At 71.0% G+C, this 20,699-nt stretch carries 15 protein-coding genes; 6 read left to right on the top strand and 9 right to left on the bottom strand.

Features of this window, described 5'->3' with window-relative positions; all coding sequences use genetic code 11:
- Positions 1-74: 74 nt before the first annotated feature.
- From ACZ5CZ_RS31120 to ACZ5CZ_RS31105, 4 genes are all read left to right on the top strand, one after another.
- Entirely contained in the window at positions 75-2,459 is a 2,385-nt protein-coding gene (locus tag ACZ5CZ_RS31120) for a glycoside hydrolase family 2 protein (protein WP_468947631.1), read from the top strand.
- The gene (locus tag ACZ5CZ_RS31115; RefSeq protein WP_385840586.1) at positions 2,459-3,517 is read left to right on the top strand and encodes a LacI family DNA-binding transcriptional regulator; all 1,059 of its coding nucleotides are present in this window, start codon (positions 2,459-2,461) and stop codon (positions 3,515-3,517) included. The genes ACZ5CZ_RS31120 and ACZ5CZ_RS31115 overlap by 1 nt, the downstream gene beginning before the upstream one ends.
- Before the next feature lie 101 nt (positions 3,518-3,618).
- Positions 3,619-4,836 (top strand): thiolase family protein, encoded by a 1,218-nt coding sequence (locus ACZ5CZ_RS31110; protein ID WP_385840585.1) that lies wholly within the window; start codon positions 3,619-3,621, stop codon positions 4,834-4,836.
- Positions 4,833-6,962, top strand: coding sequence for a 3-hydroxyacyl-CoA dehydrogenase NAD-binding domain-containing protein (locus ACZ5CZ_RS31105; protein ID WP_468947628.1), 2,130 nt, complete (start codon positions 4,833-4,835; stop codon positions 6,960-6,962). Before ACZ5CZ_RS31110 ends, ACZ5CZ_RS31105 begins: the two co-directional genes overlap by 4 nt.
- A gap of 63 nt (positions 6,963-7,025) precedes the next feature.
- Here ACZ5CZ_RS31105 and ACZ5CZ_RS31100 read toward each other — a convergent pair whose 3' ends face one another.
- The 3 genes from ACZ5CZ_RS31100 to ACZ5CZ_RS31090 form a co-directional block, all read right to left on the bottom strand.
- Positions 7,026-8,042, bottom strand: coding sequence for a DUF8189 domain-containing protein (locus tag ACZ5CZ_RS31100; protein ID WP_385840582.1), 1,017 nt, complete (start codon positions 8,040-8,042; stop codon positions 7,026-7,028).
- A gap of 109 nt (positions 8,043-8,151) precedes the next feature.
- Complete coding sequence (gene dctA / locus ACZ5CZ_RS31095; protein WP_468947625.1) at positions 8,152-9,555, bottom strand: C4-dicarboxylate transporter DctA; 1,404 nt, start codon at positions 9,553-9,555, stop codon at positions 8,152-8,154.
- On the bottom strand, positions 9,552-10,670 hold the full coding sequence (locus ACZ5CZ_RS31090; RefSeq protein WP_385840580.1) for a PrpF domain-containing protein: 1,119 nt from the start codon (positions 10,668-10,670) through the stop codon (positions 9,552-9,554). Before ACZ5CZ_RS31090 ends, dctA begins: the two co-directional genes overlap by 4 nt.
- 147 nt (positions 10,671-10,817) lie before the next feature.
- Here ACZ5CZ_RS31090 and ACZ5CZ_RS31085 point away from each other — a divergent pair, with 147 nt between their 5' ends.
- Complete coding sequence (locus ACZ5CZ_RS31085; RefSeq protein WP_385840578.1) at positions 10,818-11,723, top strand: LysR family transcriptional regulator; 906 nt, start codon at positions 10,818-10,820, stop codon at positions 11,721-11,723.
- Between the two features lie 15 nt (positions 11,724-11,738).
- A complete protein-coding gene (locus tag ACZ5CZ_RS31080) occupies positions 11,739-12,122 on the top strand; it encodes a PIN domain-containing protein (RefSeq protein WP_385840577.1) in 384 nt (127 codons plus the stop codon).
- A gap of 7 nt (positions 12,123-12,129) precedes the next feature.
- Here ACZ5CZ_RS31080 and ACZ5CZ_RS31075 read toward each other — a convergent pair whose 3' ends face one another.
- The 6 genes from ACZ5CZ_RS31075 to ACZ5CZ_RS31050 all read right to left on the bottom strand — a co-directional run bounded on the left by ACZ5CZ_RS31075 (position 12,130) and on the right by ACZ5CZ_RS31050 (position 20,617).
- Positions 12,130-13,653, bottom strand: a complete 1,524-nt coding sequence (locus tag ACZ5CZ_RS31075; protein WP_385840576.1) for an amino acid permease — start codon at positions 13,651-13,653, stop codon at positions 12,130-12,132.
- A 121-nt stretch (positions 13,654-13,774) separates the two neighbouring features.
- Entirely contained in the window at positions 13,775-15,703 is a 1,929-nt protein-coding gene (gene dxs / locus ACZ5CZ_RS31070) for a 1-deoxy-D-xylulose-5-phosphate synthase (RefSeq protein WP_468947621.1), read from the bottom strand.
- 166 nt (positions 15,704-15,869) lie between these two features.
- Positions 15,870-17,192: a sugar ABC transporter permease gene (locus tag ACZ5CZ_RS31065; protein ID WP_385840574.1), complete on the bottom strand. Its 1,323-nt coding sequence runs from the start codon at positions 17,190-17,192 to the stop codon at positions 15,870-15,872.
- A complete protein-coding gene (locus tag ACZ5CZ_RS31060) occupies positions 17,189-17,980 on the bottom strand; it encodes an ATP-binding cassette domain-containing protein (protein WP_450787404.1) in 792 nt (263 codons plus the stop codon). The genes ACZ5CZ_RS31065 and ACZ5CZ_RS31060 overlap by 4 nt, the downstream gene beginning before the upstream one ends.
- Before the next feature lie 206 nt (positions 17,981-18,186).
- On the bottom strand, positions 18,187-19,284 hold the full coding sequence (locus tag ACZ5CZ_RS31055; RefSeq protein ID WP_385840833.1) for a substrate-binding domain-containing protein: 1,098 nt from the start codon (positions 19,282-19,284) through the stop codon (positions 18,187-18,189).
- Positions 19,285-19,417: 133 nt separating this feature from the next.
- Positions 19,418-20,617, bottom strand: coding sequence for an ROK family transcriptional regulator (locus ACZ5CZ_RS31050; RefSeq protein WP_385840571.1), 1,200 nt, complete (start codon positions 20,615-20,617; stop codon positions 19,418-19,420).
- Positions 20,618-20,699: the final 82 nt, after the last annotated feature.

Below are 20,699 nucleotides of genomic sequence, written 5' to 3'. Positions count from 1 at the left end.
CGGTAAAGTCCCAATTCCGCCAAGGATGGCAGAACAACGTCCAGTGCTGGCATAGACCGGTTTAGGGAGTGTGCATGCTGGAGGTCACACCGCTCGGCGACGGCTGGATCCTGCGGCACGAGGGGGCGGAGCTGCCCGCCCGGGTGCCGGGGTGCGTGCACACCGATCTGCTCGCGGCCGGGGTGATCCCGGATCCCTTCCTCGGCACGAACGAGCGCGCGGTGGCCTGGGTCGGGCGGCGGGCGTGGACGTACGAGAGGGAGCTGCGCGCGGCCAGCGGCCACCAGCGGACCGATCTCGTCTTCGACGGGCTGGACACCGTCGCCCGGATCACCCTGGACGGCCGGCTCCTCGGCAGCGTACGGAACATGCACCGCTCGTACCGCATCCCCGTCACCGGCCTCACGGGCCGGCTGGCGGTGCGGTTCGAGTCCGCCTACGCCGAGGCGAAGGGGGTGCGCGACCGGCTGGGCGAGCGGCCCGCCGCCTATGCCGAGCCCTACCAGTACCTGCGCAAGATGGCCTGCTCCTTCGGCTGGGACTGGGGGCCCACGCTGGTGACGGCCGGAATCTGGCGCCCGGTGCGGCTGGAGCACTGGTCCACCGCCCGGATCAGCCGGGTCCGGCCGCTCGTGACCGTCGAAGAGGGCACGGGCGTGGTCGAGTTGCACATCGAGGTGGAGCGGACCGGCGTACCGGCCCGGCTCGCGGTCGAGGCCCGGGTGGCCGGCCGGACGGCGCGGGCCGACCTGGCCGGGACGGGCGCGACGGTGCGGGTCCGGGTGCCGGACGTACGGCTGTGGTGGCCACGCGGGTACGGCGAACAGCCCCTGTACGACATGGAGGTGACGCTCCTGCACGAGGACGCGCCGCTCGATGTGTGGCGGCGCCGGATAGGTTTCCGGACGGTGGAGCTGGACCGCCGGCCGGACGCCCACGGCACCGGGTTCACCCTGGTCGTCAACGGGGAGCGGCTGTTCGCGCGGGGGGTCAACTGGATCCCGGACGACGTCTTCCCGTCCCGGGTCGGCCGCGAGCGGTACCGGGAGCGGCTCGGGCAGGCCGCCGCGGCGGGCGTGGACCTGGTCCGGGTCTGGGGCGGCGGGATCTACGAGAGCGAGGACTTCTACGACGCCTGCGACGAGCTGGGTCTGCTGGTCTGGCAGGACTTCCCGTTCGCCTGCGCGGCCTACCCGGAGGAGGAACCGCTGCGCGGGGAGGTGGAGGCGGAGGCCCGCGAGAACGTCGTACGGCTGATGCCGCATCCCTCACTGGTGCTGTGGAACGGCAACAACGAGAACCTGTGGGGCTTCCGGGACTGGGACTGGGAGCGGCGGCTGGCCGGCCGGTCCTGGGGCGAGGGGTACTACCTGGCGGTGCTGCCGCGCGTGGTGGCCGAGCTGGACCCCACCCGGCCGTACACGGCGGGCAGCCCGTGGTCCGGCTCCTGGGACCGGCACCCCAACGACCCGGCGCACGGCACCCACCACTCCTGGGAGGTGTGGAACCGCGCGGACTACGCCGACTACCGGCTGAGCGTGCCGCGGTTCGTCGCGGAGTTCGGCTGGCAGGCGCCGCCCGCCTACGCCACGCTGCGCCGGGCGCTGCCGGACGAGGACCCGGCGGCGGACTCCCCCGGCATGCTGCACCACCAGAAGGCGGACGACGGCAACGGCAAGCTGGAGCGCGGGCTCGCCCGCCATTTCGCCACGCCGGTACGGGACTTCGACCGCTGGCACTACCTCACCCAGGTCAACCAGGCGCGGGCGGTGGCCGCCGGGATCGAGCACTGGCGCTCGCACTGGCCGGTGTGCGCGGGCACGGTCGTCTGGCAGCTCAACGACTGCTGGCCGGTGACCTCCTGGGCGGCGATCGACGGGGACGGACGGGAGAAACCGCTCTACCACGAGCTGAGGCGGCTGTACGCGGACCGTCTGCTGAGCCTGCGCGCGGCGGACGGTTCCGTGCAGCTGGCCGCGGTCAACCAGTCCGCCGACGGCTGGACGGGGTCGGTGCGGCTGCGCCGGATGACCGTCGACGGCGCGGTGCTCGGCGAGGCGGGCGTCGAACTGGCCGCCGCGGCGCGGGCGGTGGCGTGGACCGCCGTACCGCCGGAGCTGCTGCCCGCCGGGGCGAAGGAGTTCCTGGTCGCCGACACTGAGGGGCCGGGCGATGCCGAGGGGCTGCGTGCCCTGTACTTCCCCGTGCCGGACCGGGACATCCCGTATCCGCGGCCGGAGTTCGAGGTGGAGGTGGCGCCGGGGGCGGTGACGGTCACGGCCCGGACCCTGGTGCGGGACCTGCTGTTGCAGGCCGACCGGCTGGACCCGGCGGCGCGGGCCGACCGTGGCCTGATCACGCTGCTGCCCGGCGAACGGGTCACGATCGGGGTGTCCGGCTGGCAGACTCCGGATCCGTCCGCCGCCCGGTCCGCCCTGTACTGCATGGAGCCCGCCTGATGAGTCCGACACCGCCGCCCCGCGTCACGATCAAGGATGTCGCCGCGCGCGCCGGGGTGTCCAAGGGGGCCGTGTCGCTGGCGTTCAACCACAAGCCGGGCCTGTCCGAGGCGACCCGGGACCGGATCTTCGCGGCGGCCCGCGAGCTGGGCTGGGCGCCGAGCCACACGGCCCGGTCGCTGGCCGGGGCGCGGGTGGACGTGGTGGGCCTGGCCATCTGCCGGCCGGCCCGGATGCTGGGCCTGGAGCCCTTCTACATGGAGTTCGTGTCCGGGGTGGAGAGCGTGCTGAGCGAGCACTCCTGCTCGCTGCTGCTGCGGCTGGTGCGCAGTCCGGAGGAGGAGGCCGGGCTGCTGGAGTCGTGGTGGCGGGGACGGCACATCGGCGGCGCCATCCTGGTCGACCTGCGCGCGGACGACCCCCGGGTGCCGGTGGCCCGGCGGCTCGGGCTGCCCGCGGTCGCGGTCGGACACCCGTCCCTGACCGGGGGGCTCACCTCGGTGTGGACCGACGACACCACCGCCGTCACCGAGGCGGTGCGCTATCTCGCGGCGCTCGGGCACCGGCGGATCGCCCGGGTGGGCGGCGCGGCGGCCCTCGGCCACACCGGGATCCGGGCGGCGGCCTTCGACGAGGCCGGGCGGGCGCTGGAGCTGGCCGGGGCCTGGCAGGTGGCGACCGATTTCTCCGGCGAGTCGGGGGCGCGGGCCACCCGCTCGCTGCTGACGGCGCCGGCCCGGGACCGGCCGACGGCGATCGTCTACGACAACGACATCATGGCGGTGGCGGGGCTCGCGGTGGCCGCGGAGATGGGCCTGCGGGTGCCGGCCGATGTGTCGCTGCTGGCCTGGGACGACTCGCAGCTGTGCCGGCTGACCCACCCCACGCTGTCGGCGATGAGCCATGACGTGCACGGGTTCGGCGCGGAGGTGGCCAGGACCCTGTTCGGGGACATCGCGGGCGGCGGCCCCGGGTCGCATCCGGTGCCCACTCCGGTGCTGACGCCGAGGGGCTCGACGGCTCCGCCGGGGCCGCCGGTGTCCGCCATCGGGGTGTGACCTTCGCCGCTAAGGCGAACAGGACTGGGCAGCTACATTACTCGGCAGTAGCATGGGCTTAAGCAAGCGCTCAGCGTTCCGCACCCTGGAGGAGAGCCATCGTGCCTCGTACCGTCAGGGACGTCGTCTTCGTCGACGGCGTCCGTACCCCGTTCGGCAAGGCGGGCCCGAAGGGCATCTACCACGAGACCCGCGCCGACGACCTCGTCGTGAAGGCGATCCGGGAGCTGCTGCGCCGCAACCCCGGTCTGGACCCGAAGACGGTGGACGAGGTCGCCATCGCCGCGACCACCCAGATCGGCGACCAGGGGCTGACCATCGGCCGCACGGCCGGCATCCTCGCGGGCCTGCCGCAGTCGGTCCCCGGCTACTCCATCGACCGCATGTGCGCGGGCGCGCTGACGGCGGTCACCACGGTCTCCGGTTCCATCGCCTTCGGCGCGTACGACGTCGCCATCGCCGGCGGTGTCGAGCACATGGGCCGCCACCCGATGGGCGAGGGCGTGGACCCCAACCCGCGGTTCGTCTCCGAGAAACTCGTCGACGAGTCCGCCCTGTTCATGGGCATGACCGCGGAGAACCTGCACGACCGCTACCCGCAGATCACCAAGCTGCGCGCCGACGAGTACGCGGTGCGCTCGCAGGAGAAGGCCGCCAAGGCGTACGCCAACGGCAAGATCCAGCAGGACCTGGTGCCGATCTCGGTGCGCCGTACCAACCCGGAGGCCGGCGAGACCGGCTGGGGCCTGGTCACCGCCGACGAGCCGATGCGCCCGGGCACGACCCTGGAGAACCTCTCCGGTCTGAAGACGCCGTTCCGCGTCCACGGCCGGGTCACCGCCGGTAACGCGGCCGGTCTGAACGACGGCGCCACCGCGTCGATCGTGGCGAGCGAGGAGTTCGCCCGCGAGCACGGCCTGCCGGTCAAGATGCGCCTGGTGTCGTACGCCTTCGCGGGCGTCGAGCCGGAGGTCATGGGCTACGGCCCGATCCCGGCCACGGAGAAGGCCCTCGCCAAGGCGGGCCTGTCCATCTCCGACATCGGCCTGTTCGAGATCAACGAGGCCTTCGCCGTCCAGGTCCTGGCCTTCCTCGACCACTACGGCATCGCCGACGACGACGCGCGGGTCAACCAGTACGGCGGCGCGATCGCCTTCGGTCACCCGCTCGCCTCCTCCGGCGTCCGTCTGATGACGCAGCTGGCCCGCCAGTTCGAGGAGCAGCCGCACGTCCGCTACGGCCTGACCACCATGTGCGTCGGCTTCGGCATGGGCGCGACGGTCATCTGGGAGAACCCGCACTTCGAGGGGGACAAGTGAGCACCACCGCCGAGCTTCTGAAGCAGGCCTCGGACCTGTTCCCCGACGAGGTCGTCACCAGTGCGCACGTGCGCCACTTCGACCTGCCGTTCGGCGCCGGCCGCTTCGCGCTGATCACGCTGGACAACGGCCTGGACCACACCAAGCCGACCACCTTCGGCCCGGCCTCGCTGGCGAACCTGAACACCGCCATCGACCAGGTCGAGAAGGAGGCCGCCGACGGCACCATCGTCGGTGTCGGCATCACCGGCAAGCCGTTCATCTTCGCGGTCGGCGCCGACCTCAAGGGCGTCGAGCTGCTGAAGGAGCACGAGCACGCGCTCGCCATCGGCAAGGGCGGCCACGACGTCTTCAAGCGCCTCGGCAAGCTGGCCGTGCCGACCTTCGCCTACTACAACGGCGCGGCGATGGGCGGCGGCGTCGAGGTCGGCCTGCACTGCACCTACCGGACCGTCTCCAAGGCGATCCCGGCGTTCTCGCTGCCCGAGGTCTTCCTCGGCCTGGTCCCCGGCTGGGGCGGCTGCACCCTGCTGCCGAACCTGATCGGCGCCGACAAGGCCGTCTCGGTCATCATCGAGAACTCGCTGAACCAGAACAAGCAGCTCAAGGGCGAGCAGGTCTTCGAGCTGGGCATCGCCGACGCGCTGTTCGAGGGCGCCGACTTCCTGGAGCAGTCGCTGCTGTGGACCGCCCAGGTCCTCAAGGGCGACATCCAGGTCGAGCGTCCGGTGATCGACCGCGGCGAGGCCTGGGACCAGGCCGTCGCGCGCGGCCGGTTCATCGCCGACGGCAAGGTGCACGGCGCGGCCCCGGCCGCCTACCGCGCCCTGGACATCATCGCCGCCGCCAAGAACGGCGACTTCCAGCAGGGTTACGACGCCGAGGACCAGGCGCTCGCCGACCTGATGATGGGCGGTGAACTGCGCTCCGGCATCTACGCGTTCAACCTGGTGCAGAAGCGCGGCAAGCGCCCGGCCGGCGCCCCGGACAAGAGCCTGGCCCGCCCGGTCACCAAGGTCGGTGTCGTCGGCGCCGGTCTGATGGCCAGCCAGCTCGCGCTGCTCTTCCTGCGCCGCCTGGAGGTGCCGGTCGTGCTGACCGACATCGACCAGGAGCGCGTCGACAAGGGTGTGGGCTACGTCCACGCCGAGATCGACAAGCTGCTCGGCAAGGGCCGTATCAACCAGGACAAGGCCAACCGCCTCAAGGCGCTGGTCACCGGTGTCCTGGACAAGGCCGAGGGCTTCGCGGACGCGGACTTCATCATCGAGGCCGTGTTCGAGGAGATGGGTGTCAAGCAGAAGGTGTTCGCGGAGGTCGAGGCGGTCGCCCCGGCGCACGCGATCCTCGCCACCAACACCTCCTCCCTCTCCGTCACGGAGATGGCCTCCAAGCTCCAGCACCCCGAGCGGGTCGTCGGCTTCCACTTCTTCAACCCGGTCGCGATCCTGCCGCTGCTGGAGATCGTCCGCGGTGAGCGCACCGACGACGCCTCGCTGGCGACCGCGTTCGCGGTGGCCAAGAAGCTGAAGAAGACCGCGGTGCTGGTCAAGGACGCCCCGGCGTTCGTCGTGAACCGCATCCTGACCCGCTTCATGGGCGAGATCCAGAACGTCATCGACGAGGGCACCCCGGTCGCCGTCGCCGAGAAGGCGATCGAGCCGCTGGGCCTGCCGATGTCGCCGCTGGTCCTGCTGGAGCTGGTCGGCCCCGCGATCGGCCTGCACGTCTCGGAGACCCTCAACAAGGCGTTCCCGGACCGCTTCACGGTCTCCCCGAACCTCAAGGCGGTCGTGGAGGCGGGCAAGCGCGGCTTCTACGTCTACGACAGCGGCAAGCCGGAGCTGGACCCGGAGGTCGTCGCGCTGCTGAAGCAGGGCGACAGCGTCCTGACCGAGGAGCAGGTGCGCGAGCGCGTGCTGAACGCGGTGACGCAGGAGATCGGGCTCATGCTCGACGAGGGCGTCGTCGCCGAGGCCCAGGACATCGACCTGTGCCTGATCACCGGCGCCGGCTGGCCCTTCCACCTGGGCGGCATCACGCCGTACCTGGACCGTGAGGGCGTCTCGGAGCGGGTGAACAGCAAGCGGTTCCTCGCCCCGGGCGTGGCGAGCGTCCCGGCGTAACACCGGTACGACAGCGAAGGGCCCCCGCCGCGGCGGGGGCCCTTTCCTGCTCTTTCCCTCTGCTCAGACCTGGCGCCACGCCTCCAGAGCCAGTCCCGGCTCGTCCTTGCGCCGGGTGAGCAGCAGCCGGCCGGTGGACGGCGACAGGGTCGCGGCCACCACCCGGTCGTCCGCGTCCTTGGTCAGGGCCACCAGCGCGTCGACGGGCAGCTGCGGGCCCGACTCCGTCCACCAGGCGCCCGCCGACTCCTGCTCCGAGGGATAGGCGGCGAAGGCGACCCGGCCGTTCTCCGAGCGCTGGGCGAGCACCGTGCAGTCGTAGCCGTCGAGTTCGCAGCGGACCGCGGCGACCGGGCCGGGGCCCGCCGCACGCACCAGGACCACCGGCTTGCCACCGGGACGCCAGGCGCACAGGTCGCCCGATGGGTCCGTGTAGAAGAGGGTCGTACGCTCGGCGGAGGTGGCCAGCGCGCGCAGCGTGCCCGGGCGGACCGGGGCCTTCAGCGGCTCCTGCATGACCGGCGTGGCGCCCGGCTTCTCCTGGCGCCAGTGCAGGACGCCGTCGGGGACGGCCGCGTACACCTCCACCAGGCCGGACTCGCCGGTCACCGCCGCCAGCCCGTCCTGGACCTTGCTGCCGCGCAGATCCCGCCAGGGTTCCCAGCCGCCCGTCTCCTTCTGGGCGACATGGTGCACCCCGGCGCCGTTGTTGCGGACGAACACATGGGCGCGGCCCTGGGCGTCGACCGTGACGGCGGGGGTGCCCGTCCGGTCGCCCTTCTTCTTCGGGTGCCCGATCGGGTTCCAGTCCAGGGGCGCGAGCAGCGGGCGGAAGTGCGTGGAGTGCACCAGGCCCGACTCGCCCTCGACCGTCGGCCGCCAGGCCACCAGGTGGGCATAGCCGTCGGCACCCCCGCCGACGCCCACCGAGGGGTGCAGCCGCTGATCGCCGCCCGCCCTGCGCGGGGCGGTCCAGGGGCCGCCGGGGATCTGCTCCGCCCTGGTGAGGACGGCATCGCCCGACAGCTGGTAGACAGTGAGTCGGCCGTCTCGGCCGCACAGAAGCCAGTCGCCGTTCACCGGTTCACTCTAACCGTGCTGCTCGAAGCGGCAGCGGGTGGGCCCGACGGCCCGTGGAGGGGGCGTCCGCTGCCGGCGGCCGGAAGCGGGAAGACCCGCGCACGTCCTGTCAGTTCGCGGCGGGGACCGGGTCGCGGGTGGGGCCGGGCATCGCCGCGGGTGCGGGCGTCTGCTGGGGATCGGGCTCGGCGGTCACCGTGGAGGGAGCGTAGGGGATCTCTCCGCGCAGGACGGCCTTGGCGCGGTCCGTGTCGAGCTCGCCCTCCCAGCGGGCGACGGCCAGGGTGGCGACGCCGTTGCCGACCAGACTGGTCAGGGCGCGGGCCTCGGACATGAACCGGTCGACGCCGAAGATCAGCGCGAGGGCGGTGACCGGGACGTGCGGGACGGCGCTGAGAGTCGCGGCCAGGGCGATGAAGCCGGAGCCGGTGACGCCCGCGGCGCCCTTGGAGGTGAGCAGCATGACGGCGAGCATGGTCAGCTGCTGGGTGAGGGTGAGGTCGATACCGAGGGCCTGGGCGAGGAAGACCGAGCCCATGGTCAGGTAGATGGCGGTGCCGTCGAGGTTGAAGGAGTACCCGGCGGGCAGCGTGATGCCGACGACCGGTTTCGAGGCGCCCACGTGCTGGAGCTTGGCCATCATGCGCGGCAGGACGGGCTCGGTGGAGGAGGTGCCCAGGACGATCAGCAGTTCCTCCTTGATGTAGCGCAGGAAGGGCAGCAGCCGCAGCCCGTTCAGGCGCATCACGGTCCCGAGGACGACCAGGACGAAGAGGAGGGCGGTCAGCCAGAACGAGCCGACCAGCAGGGCCAGATGGCGCAGGGTGCCCAGGCCGTAGTGGCCGATGGTGAAGGCCATCGAGCCGAACGCGCCGAGGGGGGCGAGCCTCATGATCCAGCGGATGAGCGTGAACAGGACCGTGGAGAACTTCTCGATGCCCCGGGCGATGTTCAGGCCGGCCTCTCCGCTGGCGTGCAGGCCGAAGCCGAACAGCACGGACACCAGCAGCACCGGCAGGATCTGGTTGCCGCTCAGGGCACTGACCAGGGTGGCCGGGATGACGGACAGCAGGAACCCGGCGAAGCCCTCGTGGGCCGTGGTGGCCTCCGGCGGCAGGCCCTTGGCGGACAGGGTCGACGGGTCGATGTGCAGACCGCTGCCCGGCTTGACGACGTTGACGACGACCAGGCCGATCACCATGGCCACGGTGGTCAGCACCTCGAAGTAGACCAGAGCCTTCAGGCTCACGCGGCCGACCGCGCGGGCGTTGCCCATGGAGGCGATGCCGTGGACGACCGTGCAGAAGATGACCGGCGCGATGAACATCTTCACCAGCGCGATGAAACCGTCGCCGAGCGGCTTGAGGTCGGCGCCGACGGACGGCCACAGCCCGCCCACGGCGGCGCCGAGGAGGACGCCGATCAGACACTGGACGTAGAGGTGGGACAGCATCCGGCGGATGCGGCCGGGTGGTGCGGTGACGGTACCCGGGGCGGCGTCGTTGCGGCTCATGCGGGGCGTCCTTCCAGGACGGGAACGAGGAGTTCGGCTCGGGCGATACGCCGGGCGGCGCGGTGCAGCAGCACCGTGGGGGACGCGCCGTCCGGTGCGGGGACGGCTCGGGCGGCGATCACGCCGGCGGGGGTGCCCAGGCGCAGCGTGCCATCGGCGGTCTGCCGGGCGACGCGGTGGGCGAGGGTGCCGGGGGTGGCGGCGGCCGTGGTCAGGGCCACGGCGGAGGTCAGGCCGATCGCCGGGTGCGGGGCGTGCATGGAGACCATGCGTACGGCCAGGTCGTACTCGTCCTGGTTGACGAGTGTGCCGTGAGTGGTGCGGTAGGGGGCGGGGCGGGCGACGATGCCCACCTTCGGCACCGCGTGGCTGACCGGATCGCCCTCGCGGGCCAGGCCCATGGCCAGCGCCGCCTGGCGGCGCAGCAGGGTCAGCGCGGGCACTGCGGCGGCGAACGCGGTGAGGGATTCCGTGCCGTCGAGGCCGAACGCCTTGGCCTCGAACAGGGCGGCCGGCGCACCGGCGTCCACCAGGGTCGCCTCGACGGGACCGTCCGGGCCGGTCAGTTCGTCCAGTGCCCGGCCGGTCGGCAGAGCGCGGCCGGTCGTCGAGCCCGCCGGGTCCTCGAACCCGAGCAGGACCGGAACGCCCGGTGCCGAGGTGCCCGGCACCACGGCCGTGCCCTCCTCCGGGGCCAGGCCCCCAGGGGTGGGGATCGTGCCGGTGAGGCGGGCCCCGGTGTTGACGTTGAGCATGCGGACGGTGGTGGTGTCCGACGTGATCGGCACGAGGTCGTGGTGGACGGCGTACAGGGCCACGGCGGTGGCGCAGTTGCCGCAGTTGCTGGCCCACTCCACCCGCTCGTCGCCGATGCCGACCTGGGCGAAGGCGTACTCGACATCCACACCGGGCCGGGTCGACGCCTGGACGACGGCGGCCTTGGAGGTGGTGGAGGAAGCGCCGCCCACGCCGTCGATCTGGCGGGGGTCGGCGGCGTTGAAGGCGGCGAGCAGCAGGGCATCGACGTCCACGCCCGTGGCGGCCACGTCACGGTGGTCGAAGAGCCAGCACTTGCTGGTTCCACCCCGGATCATTTCGCCCTTCAGACGCAGCACAGCCGACTCCTCACAGACAGGGAAGGGGAAGCCCACCGACGGTCTCGCCGCGGCGTGGTGTCCTCCACGGTGGGTTACGGCAGCGTGAAGTACAATCTCGGAAATCTTTATGGCTATTAAGGTGAAGTGAACGCTGGAGGTGGCGGCATGCTCGACGTCCGGCGCATCCTGCTGTTCACGGAGGTCGCCCGGCGCGGCTCGGTGACAGCGACCGCGCGCGCCCTCAACTACACACCGTCAGCGGTGTCGCAGCAGATCAGCCGCCTGGAAGCGGAGGCGGGACAGCCCCTGCTGGAACGCCACGCCCGGGGCGTCACCGTCACCGACGCCGGACGGGCGCTGGCCGAACGGGGGGAACGGATCGAACGCGAACTGCGGGCCGCGGAAAACGAACTCGCCGACTTCGCCGGCCTGCGCGCGGGCACCCTGCGCATCGGCACCTTCCCCACCGTCGGCGCCTCGCTCCTCCCGCAGGCCGTGACCGCCTTCCGGGACGCCCACCCCGACGTACGGCTGACCGTCCGCAGCGCCCGCATCGCCGGACTCTGGACCATGCTGGAGAACCGGGAGATCGAGATGTCGCTGATGTGGGACTACGACTGGAGCCGCATCGACCGGGAGGACATCGTCATCACCCCCCTCCTCGATGACCCGCCGGCCCTTCTGGTCAGCGACCACCATCCCCTCGCCGGCCGTCACACCGCCTCACTCGCCGACTTCGCACACGACCCCTGGATCACCCGCGCCGACCATCACCCGGTGGCCGAGGCCCTGGTCCGCGGCTGCCGCGCCGCCGGCTTCGAACCGCACATCGCCTACGAGGCCCACGACTACCAGGAAGCCCAGGCCATGGTCGCCGCCGGCATCGGCGTCGCCCTCGCCCCCACCCTCGCTCTGGAGGGCATCCGACCCGGCGTCGACGTCCTGCCCCTGAAGCCGCCGGCCCCCATCCGCCGTATCCTCCTGGTCCGTATGGCCGACCACGCGCTCACCCCCGCCGCCCTGACCTTCGCCGGACTCCTCCGTGACGCCGCTGCGGCCCGAACCCCTTGATGACACCCTGACGCCATGACCGACGCCCTTCCCCTCCCCCTCCTCCTCGTCGACGGCGCCAATGTCGTCGGGTCCGTGCCCGACGGCTGGTGGCGGGACCGCCGGGCCGCCGCCGAGCGGCTGCGCGACCGGCTGGTGCCGTACGCGCGCTCCGGTGTGGCGGGGCTGGGCGGGCCGGTGGAGCTGGTGCTGGTCCTGGAGGGCGCGGCCCGGGGGGTGGCCGCCGTACCCGGGGTGCGGATCGAGGAGGCGTCCGGCAGCGGCGACGACCGCATCGTGGACCTCGCGGCGGCGGCCGGCGACCGCCCGTGCCTGGTCGTCACCGCCGACCGCGAGCTGCGCCGCCGGGTGACCGAGCTGGGCGCGGAGGTGACGGGACCGCGCGCGGTGCTCGGCTGAGGATGTCCTACGGCGCGTTTCCCGGGGGCGGCTGCGGGACTTCCCCGGCCGGGGTCTGCTCGCGCAGGGCGAGGCGGCTGTGGGTGCGGCCGTAGAAGAAGTAGACCGCGAAGCCGATGACCATCCAGATCGCGAACCGGAGCCAGGTCTCGGCCGGCAGGTTGAGCATCAGCCACAGCGAGGCGCACACCGACAGGATCGGGACGAACGGCACCCACGGGGTGCGGAAGGCGCGCGGCAGGTCGGGACGGGTCCGGCGGAGGATGATCACGCTGATCGCGACGACGACGAACGCGAACAGGGTGCCGATGTTGACCAGTTCGGCCAGCTGGCTGAGGCTGGTGAAGCCGGCCACGATCGCGATGATCACGCCGAGCAGGATGGTGGGCCGGTGCGGGGTCTTGAACCGGGGGTGGACGCGGGAGAAGAAGCGGGGCAGCAGGCCGTCCCGGCTCATCGCGAAGAAGACCCGGGTCTGGCCGAGGAGCAGGATCATGCAGACGGTGGTCAGACCGACGGCCGCGCCGAAGCTGATCACGCCCGCGTACCAGGGGTGGCCGATGGCCTTGAACGCGTCGGCCAGCGGCGCGGCCACCGACAGCCTGGTGTACTTCTCCATGCCGGTGACGACGATGGACACGGCGACGTAGAGCACCGTGCAGATGAGCAGGGAGCCGAGGATGCCGCGCGGCATGTCCCGCTGCGGGTTGCGGGTCTCCTCGGCGGCCGTGGCGACGATGTCGAAGCCGATGAAGGCGAAGAACACCACCGAGGCCGCGGTGAAGATACCCATCACACCGAAGTTGGCGGGCGCCCAGCCGAACATCAGCTGGATCAGCGGGGCCTTGAGACTGCCGCCGGCCGGCACCGGCTGGGCCGGCGGGATGAACGGCGAGTAGTTGGCGGACTTGACGAAGAAGGCGCCGGCGACGATCACGATGAGGACGACGGCCACCTTGACGGCCACCACCAGCGAGGTGATCCGGGCCGACAGCTTCATGCCGAGGACCAGGATGGCGGTCAGCACCAGGACCAGGGCGGCGGCGAGGATGTCGAAGCCGAAGCCGGAGGCGTTGTCCCGGCCGGACAGATAGGCGGGCAGGTGCCAGCCGGCGTTGTCCAGCAGCGAGCGGATGTAGCCGGACCAGCCGACGGCCACCACCGCCGTGCCGAGCGCGAACTCCAGGACCAGGTCCCAGCCGATGATCCAGGCGGGCAGCTCGCCCAGCGAGGCGTAGCTGAAGGTGTACGCCGAACCGGCCACCGGGACCGTGGAGGCGAACTCGGCATAGCAGAGGGCGGCGAGCGCACAGACCACGCCGGCCGCGACGAAGGCCAGGGACACCGCCGGACCGGCGTTGTTCTTGGCGACCTGTCCGGTGAGGACGAAGATGCCGGTGCCGATGATGACACCGACGCCGAAGACGGTCAGGTCGAGCGCGGAGAGGGACTTCTTGAGTGAATGCTCCGGCTCCTCGGTGTCCCGGATGGACTGCTCGACGTTCTTCGTCCTGAACAGCGTGCTGCTCACGTACCTACCTCCCACGCAGAGGGTCGGGAAGCGTATGCCCGGCACTGGCAGGTTCACGCAAGCGGGCCGGTTCCGCCACCGCAGAAAGCGGCGCAACCGGCCCGGGAGGGTGCGTACGGCGTCAGTCGCGCGCCGGTTCGACGGAGTCGACGGCGTCCGCCGGACGGTCGAACCTGCCGTCGAGCTTGGCGACCAGCCCGGTGACCTGGCGGGCGATGTCGGGGGCGGTCAGCCCGATCTCGGCGAGCACCTCGGCACGGGAGGCGTGGTCCAGGAAGCGCGGCGGGATGCCGAAGTCACGCAGCGGTACGTCCACGCCCGCGTCCCGCAGGGCCTGGGCGATGGCGGAGCCGACACCGCCGACCCGGCTGTTGTCCTCGACGGTGACGACGACCCGGTGCCGCTCGGCCAGCGGGGCCATCGCCTCGTCGACGGGCTTGACCCAGCGCGGGTCGACCACGGTGGTGGAGATGCCCTGCTTGTCGAGCAGTGCGGCGACCTCCAGGCACATCGGGGCGAGGGCGCCGACCGAGACCAGCAGCACGTCCGGCTTGTCGGTGCCGGGCTCGCGCAGCACGTCCATGCCGCCGACCCGGCCCACGGCGGGTACCGCGGGGCCGACCGCCCCCTTGGAGAAGCGCACCACGGTCGGCGCGTCCTCGACGGCCACGGCCTCGCGCAGCTGGGCGCGGACCTGGTCGGCGTCGCGCGGGGCGGCCAGCCGCAGCCCGGGCACGACCTGGAGGATCGACATGTCCCACATGCCGTTGTGGGAGGCGCCGTCGGTGCCGGTGACGCCGGCCCGGTCCAGCACGAAGGTGACGCCGCACTTGTGCAGGGCCACGTCCATCAGCACCTGGTCGAAGGCGCGGTTGAGGAAGGTGGCGTACACCGCGAAGACCGGGTGCACCCCGGCGTAGGCGAGACCGGCGGCGGAGACGGCGCCGTGCTGCTCGGCGATGCCGACGTCGTACACGCGGTCGGGGAAGCGCTTGGCAAACTTGTCCAGGCCGACCGGCTGGAGCATGGCCGCCGTGATGGCGACGATGTCCTCCCGCTCCTCGCCCAGCTTCACCATCTCCTCGCCGAACACGGAGGTCCAGTCGGCGCCGGAGGTGGCGATCGGCAGACCGGTGTCCGGGTGGATCTTGCCGACGGCGTGGAAGCGGTCCGCCTCGTCCTGGAGGGCCGGCTGGTAGCCGCGGCCCTTCTCGGTCAGGCAGTGCACGATCACCGGGCCACCGAACCGCTTGGCGCGGGCCAGCGCCGACTCCAGCGCCTCGATGTCGTGGCCGTCGATCGGGCCGACGTACTTCAGGCCCAGGTCCTCGAACATGCCCTGCGGGGCGATGAAGTCCTTCAGGCCCTTCTTCGCGCCGTGCAGGGTCTCGTACAGCGGCTTGCCGACGACCGGGGTCTTCTCCAGCACCTCCCTGGTGCGGGCGAGGAACCGCTCGTAGCCGTCGGTGGTGCGCAGGGTCGCCAGGTGGTTGGCGAGGCCGCCGATGGTCGGCGCGTACGAGCGCTCGTTGTCGTTGACGACGATGACCAGGGGGCGGTCCTTGGCGTCGGCGATGTTGTTCAGCGCCTCCCAGGCCATACCGCCGGTGAGCGCGCCGTCACCGATGACCGCGACGACCCGGCTGTCCCGCTGCTTGAGCTGGTTGGCCTTGGCGATGCCGTCGGCCCAGCCGAGCACCGTGGAGGCGTGGCTGTTCTCGATGACGTCGTGCTCGGACTCGGCCTGCGCGGGGTAGCCGGACAGGCCCCCCTTCATCTTGAGCTTGGAGAAGTCCTGCCGGCCGGTGAGCAGCTTGTGCACGTAGGACTGGTGGCCGGTGTCCCAGAGCACCTTGTCCTTCGGGGAGTGGAAGACGCGGTGCAGGGCGATGGTCAGCTCGACCACACCGAGGTTGGGACCGAGGTGACCGCCGGTCTTCGAGACGGCCTCGACGAGGAAGCTCCGGATCTCCTCTGCCAGCTGGTCCAGCTCCTCCAGGCTGAGCCGGTCCAGATCGCGCGGTCCCCTGATGCGGGTCAGCAGCGGCACCCCGTGCCTCCTTGCAATAGAGCTGATCGAGCTTGTTACCGGACTCGCCAGAGTCTAATGTTCCGACTTTGCGGCACACGACAGCCCTGGCAATTTGCGGCTCCGGCAACACAAAAAGGGGCGTGGGGCTGTATCGGCCCCACGCCCGTTCGGTGAGACGGCGCTGTTACGCGCGTCCCGCCGTCTTCTGCGTCTTCCGGGTGATCGAGTCGATCACGACGGTGGTCAGCAGCACCGCGGCGGTGATCATGTACTTCACCGGCTCGGCGATGGACTCCAGCTGGAGGCCGTACTGGATCGAGACGATCACCAGCACACCCAGCAGCGCGTTCCAGGTGCGGCCGCGGCCGCCGAACAGCGAGGTACCGCCGATCACCGCGGCGGCGATCGCGTTCATCAGCAGGTCACCGGTACCGGCGCTCTGGTTGGCCGACGCGATCTTCGAGGCCAGGAACAGACCGCCGATCGCCGCGAAGCCACCGGAGATCGCGAACACGGAGATCCGCACCGCGGTGACGTTGATGCCCGCGCGCCGCGAGGCCTCGACGCTGCCGCCGAGAGCGAAGATCTTGCGGCCGTAGGCGGTACGGCGCAGCAGGAAGTCCGTGCCGACCAGGAAGGCCAGGAAGACGACCGTGGCCAGCGGCAGGCCCTTCCACTGGTTGTACATGTAGGCGGCGGCGAAGGCGATCACGGCCAGCAGCGCGGTGCGCAGCAGGGTGTCGCTGAGCGGCCGGGACGGGACGCCCACGGCCTCCCGGCGCCGGTTGCTCAGGAAGGAGGTGAGGAAGAACACCGCGACCACGACGACCGCGAGCCCGTAGGCGGCGGCGACGTCGGAGAAGTAGTACGTGGTGAGTTTGCCGACCAGACCGTTGGGGTCGAGGTTGATCGTGCCGTCCGCGCCCAGCACCTTCAGCATGAAGCCGAGCCAGAACAGCAGACCGGCCAGCGTCACGGCGAAGGCGGGGGCGCCGAGCACCGCGAAGAAGAAGCCGTGCAGCGCGCCGATGGCGACACCGGCGGCGACGGCGACCAGCACGGCCGCCCACTCGGGCCAGCCCTGGTTCACCGCGAGGACACCGGCGAGGGCGCTGGCCGCGCCGCTGACCGAGCCGACCGACAGGTCGATCTCGCCGAGCAGCAGCACGAACACGATGCCGACCGAGATCATGCCCGTGCCGACCATCGTGATGGTGATGTCGTTGATGTTCTGCGCGGACAGGAAGTTCGAGTTCAGGACCTGGAAGATCACACAGATGATCGCGAGGCCCACGACGACCGGCAGGGAGCCCAGCTCGCCGGCCTTCATCTTGCGCTTGAACTCGTCCCAGTAGCCGAGGATGCCTTCCTGGCGGACCAGCAGCCGGGGGTCGACCGCGGCGACGGAGGGCACCGCGGCCTCGGGGTTCTCCACCGCCTGCGCCGTCTCGGCGCTCTTGTCGAGGCTCGCCTTGTCGGCGTTCGCGGAGGTCTTGTCGATGCTCACTTGGAAACCTCCCCGGTCGTGCGCGCCGCACGGCGGGTCACGGCGTTGTCGGTGGCGCCCGTGATGGCGGAGATGATCTCCTCCTGGGAGGTCGTCTTGACCTCGAAGACGCCGTTGTTGCGGCCGAGGCGCAGGACGGCGACCTTGTCGGCCACCGCCTTCACGTCCGCCATGTTGTGGCTGATGAGGATGACGGCGAGGCCGCGCTCACGCAGCCGCTCGACCAGGTCGAGGACCTGGGCGGTCTGCTCCACGCCGAGGGCGGCGGTGGGCTCGTCGAGGATCACCAGCTTGGGGTCGCCGAGCATGGAGCGGGCGATGGCCACGGTCTGGCGCTGACCGCCGGAGAGCGAGGCGATCGGGATGCGGACGCTGGGGATGCGGATCGAGAGCGTGGTGAGCAGCTCGCGGGAGCGGCGCTCCATCTCGACCTCGTCCAGGACGCCCCACTTCTTCAGCTCTCGGCCGAGGAAGAGGTTGCCGACGACATCGATGTTGTCGCACAGCGCGAGGTCCTGGTAGACCGTCGCGATGCCCAGGGCCTGGGCGTCGTGCGGACGGGTGATGGTGACGGGCTTGCCGTCCCACTCGATGGCACCCTCGTCGATCGGGTGCACGCCGGCGATCGTCTTGACCAGCGTGGACTTTCCGGCGCCGTTGTCGCCGACCAGGGCGACCACCTCACCGGCGTGGACCTCAAGCTCTACGTCGGTGAGCGCCTGAACGGCACCGAATCGCTTGGAGACCCCGCGCAACGCCAGCACGGGCGTAGCGGACACGTGAACCATCTCCTTCGCCGCCTGACCCGGCGGGAGGTTGTGCAGAAAGTTTGGGGGGTAGTTCCGTCCGGCGCCCCGCGCCGAGCTTGCGGGGCTGTATGAGTGCGCGGGGCACCGGAGGAGCTTGGGCGGCCGGCCGTGTTCCCCAGGGGCATTCAAGAGCGGATGCCCGTTTCAGGGAAGGGACCGGGCCGGGTGACCGAAGGTCGGTCCGCCTACTGGAGGCCGATCTTCTTGCAGGCGTCCTTGTAGTCGGCGGTGCAGATCTCGTTGACCGTGTACACGCCGTCCTTGACGACGGTGTCCTTGATGTTCGCCTGGGTCAGCGAGGTGACCGGGACGAGCACCGAGGGGACGTCCTTCTGGGAGGTGCTGGAGACCTTGTCCTTGGCGACGGAGTCCAGCGACTTGCCCTGGGCGAGCGCGACGGCCATCTCGGCGGCGGCGTCGGCCTCGGGGGCGTACGGCTTGTAGACGCTCATGTACTGGGTACCGGCGACGATGCGCTGCACACCGGCCAGCTCGGCGTCCTGGCCGGTGACCGGGACCTTGATGCCCGCGGCGTTCAGGGCGGTGATGATACCGCCGGCCATGCCGTCGTTGGCGGAGTAGACGCCCGCGATCTTGTCCTTGCCGACCGCGGAGATCGCCGCCTCCATCTCGGAGTTGGCGTTGTCCGGCGACCACTCCTTGGTGTCGTACTCCTTGGCGATGGTCACCTTGCCGTCGAGGACGGAGTGGGCGCCCTTCTTGAACTGGGCGGCGTTCGGGTCGGTGATCGAGCCGTTGATCATGACGATCTTGGAGGACTTGGTGGCCTTGCTGCCCATGGCCTTCAGCAGGGCCTGGCCCTGGGTCTTGCCGACCTCCTCGTTGTCGAACGAGGTGTAGGCGCTGATCGGGCCCTCGGCGAGGCGGTCGTAGGCGACGACCTTGATGCCGGCGTCCACGGCCTTCTGCACGGAGTTCTGGATGGCCTTGGCGTCGACGGCGTCCACGATCAGGACGTCCACCTTGTTGGTGACCATCGTGTCGACCTGCTGGGCCTGAAGGTTCGCGTCCTGGCGGGCGTTGTTGTACTGAATGGTCGCCTTGCCGTGCGTCAGCTCGCTGATCTTCTTCTCGATCAGCGGGCGGTCGAACTTCTCGTAACGCGCGGTCTTGTTCTCCGGAAGCAGGAGACCGACCTTGATGTTGTCGCCCTTCGGGGCCGACGAGGAAGAGGTGCCGCCCTTCGACTCCTTGGCACTGCCACAGGCGGCCAGCGAGACGGCCATGGCACCCGCGGCAACGGCAACGGCGGCACGACGCATACGTGCGTTCACTTCAGAAACCTCCCTGACGAGGCCGCGTCGTTGCGGCCGAGGTGGCTGGAAGTCAACTCGGCCACACGTGCGACGTCAAGAAGTAAATCCTTAACGAGATGGCAACGGTGCCATCCGTTCTCTAAGTGAAGGCAGGGGTGGCGACCGGCGGAGTGCCGTCCAAAAGGGTTGAATCACCCATCTCGCTGAGGGCGAGGGCGAGCGCCCCCAGCACCTCCGCGCGACCACCAAGTGCCCCGGGGAGAACGGACAGTTGGCGCGCCGCGCTGGGGATGGCGTAGCGGCCGACGGACTCCCTGATCGGCCCGAGCACCAGCTCACCGGCCTCGGCGAGATCACCGCCGAGCACCACCCGGCTCGGGTTCAGCAGATTGCAGAGATTGGCCACTCCACTGCCGATGTGGCGGCCGACGTCGGCGATCACCCGACGGCAGCCCGGGTCACCGTCCCTGGCCAGCCGTACGACGCCCTCCATGGTGAGGTCGGGGCCGTGACTGGGCTGGAGCAGCGGCAGCACATAGCGCGCGGCCGCGAAGGTCTCCAGGCAGCCGCGGTTTCCGCAACGGCAGACCGGGCCGGATTCATCGAGTGTAATATGTCCTATTTCGCCCGCAGTGCCACCCGGGCCGCGGTAGATCTTCCCGTCGATGACCAGACCGGCGCCGACACCGCTCGCGACCTTGATGTACGCGAGGTCGCGCACCCCCCGGCCGGCGCCCCAGACCAGCTCGCCGAGGGCGCCGAGGTTGGCGTCGTTGTCCACGTGCACCGGCACGCCGAGCCGCTCGCGCAGCTCCTCGGCGGGCTTGGTGCCGCCCCAGCCCGGCAGGATCGCGGTCGAGCCCAGGGTCCCCGACTCCACGTCGATCGGGCCCGGCACGCCGAGCCCCACCCCGGCCACCTTGGACCGGTCCACGCCCGTTGCTGCGATCAGGCGACTGACCAGCTCCTCGGCCCGGTCGAAGCCCTGCGCGGCGGAGGCGTCGACGTCCAGCGGCTCGGACTCCTCGGCCAGCACCTGGTGGGCGAGGTTGCCGATCGCGACGCGCAGATGGGTATGCCCGAAATCGACGCCGATGACGATGCCGGCGTCCCCGCTCAGACTGACGCTGCGGGCGCGCCGCCCGCCCGCCGAGGTGGGCGTGACCTCGACGGTTCCGCCGTCCTTCAGCTCCCGCACGATATTGGAGACGGTCGCGGCGGACAGACCGGTCGTCCGCGCGATCTCCGCCTGCGTGAGGGACCCGGCCAGCCGTACGGCCCGGACCACCCGCTCCAGGTTGGCTCGGTGCAGCGACGACTGCGACCCTGGAGTCTCCACGACGACCTCCTGAGCGCGGGGCCGCTTCGGCGAGGCCCCGCGTATGTCCAACTAGTGAACTCTAAGCTGAGCTGTTCGGGTC

This window comes from Streptomyces sp. NPDC031418 (genome assembly GCF_055581605.1).
This window is presented reverse-complemented; position numbering and strand designations above follow the sequence as displayed.

Coding starts and splice junctions, on each gene's coding strand:
- ACZ5CZ_RS31115 (WP_385840586.1), top strand. CDS start 2,459: ATGAGTCCGACACCGCCGCCCCGCGTCACGATCAAGGATGTCGCCGCG.
- ACZ5CZ_RS31055 (WP_385840833.1), bottom strand. CDS start 19,284: ATGCGTCGTGCCGCCGTTGCCGTTGCCGCGGGTGCCATGGCCGTCTCG.
- ACZ5CZ_RS31085 (WP_385840578.1), top strand. CDS start 10,818: ATGCTCGACGTCCGGCGCATCCTGCTGTTCACGGAGGTCGCCCGGCGC.
- ACZ5CZ_RS31080 (WP_385840577.1), top strand. CDS start 11,739: ATGACCGACGCCCTTCCCCTCCCCCTCCTCCTCGTCGACGGCGCCAAT.
- ACZ5CZ_RS31120 (WP_468947631.1), top strand. CDS start 75: ATGCTGGAGGTCACACCGCTCGGCGACGGCTGGATCCTGCGGCACGAG.
- dctA (WP_468947625.1), bottom strand. CDS start 9,555: ATGAGCCGCAACGACGCCGCCCCGGGTACCGTCACCGCACCACCCGGC.
- ACZ5CZ_RS31060 (WP_450787404.1), bottom strand. CDS start 17,980: ATGGTTCACGTGTCCGCTACGCCCGTGCTGGCGTTGCGCGGGGTCTCC.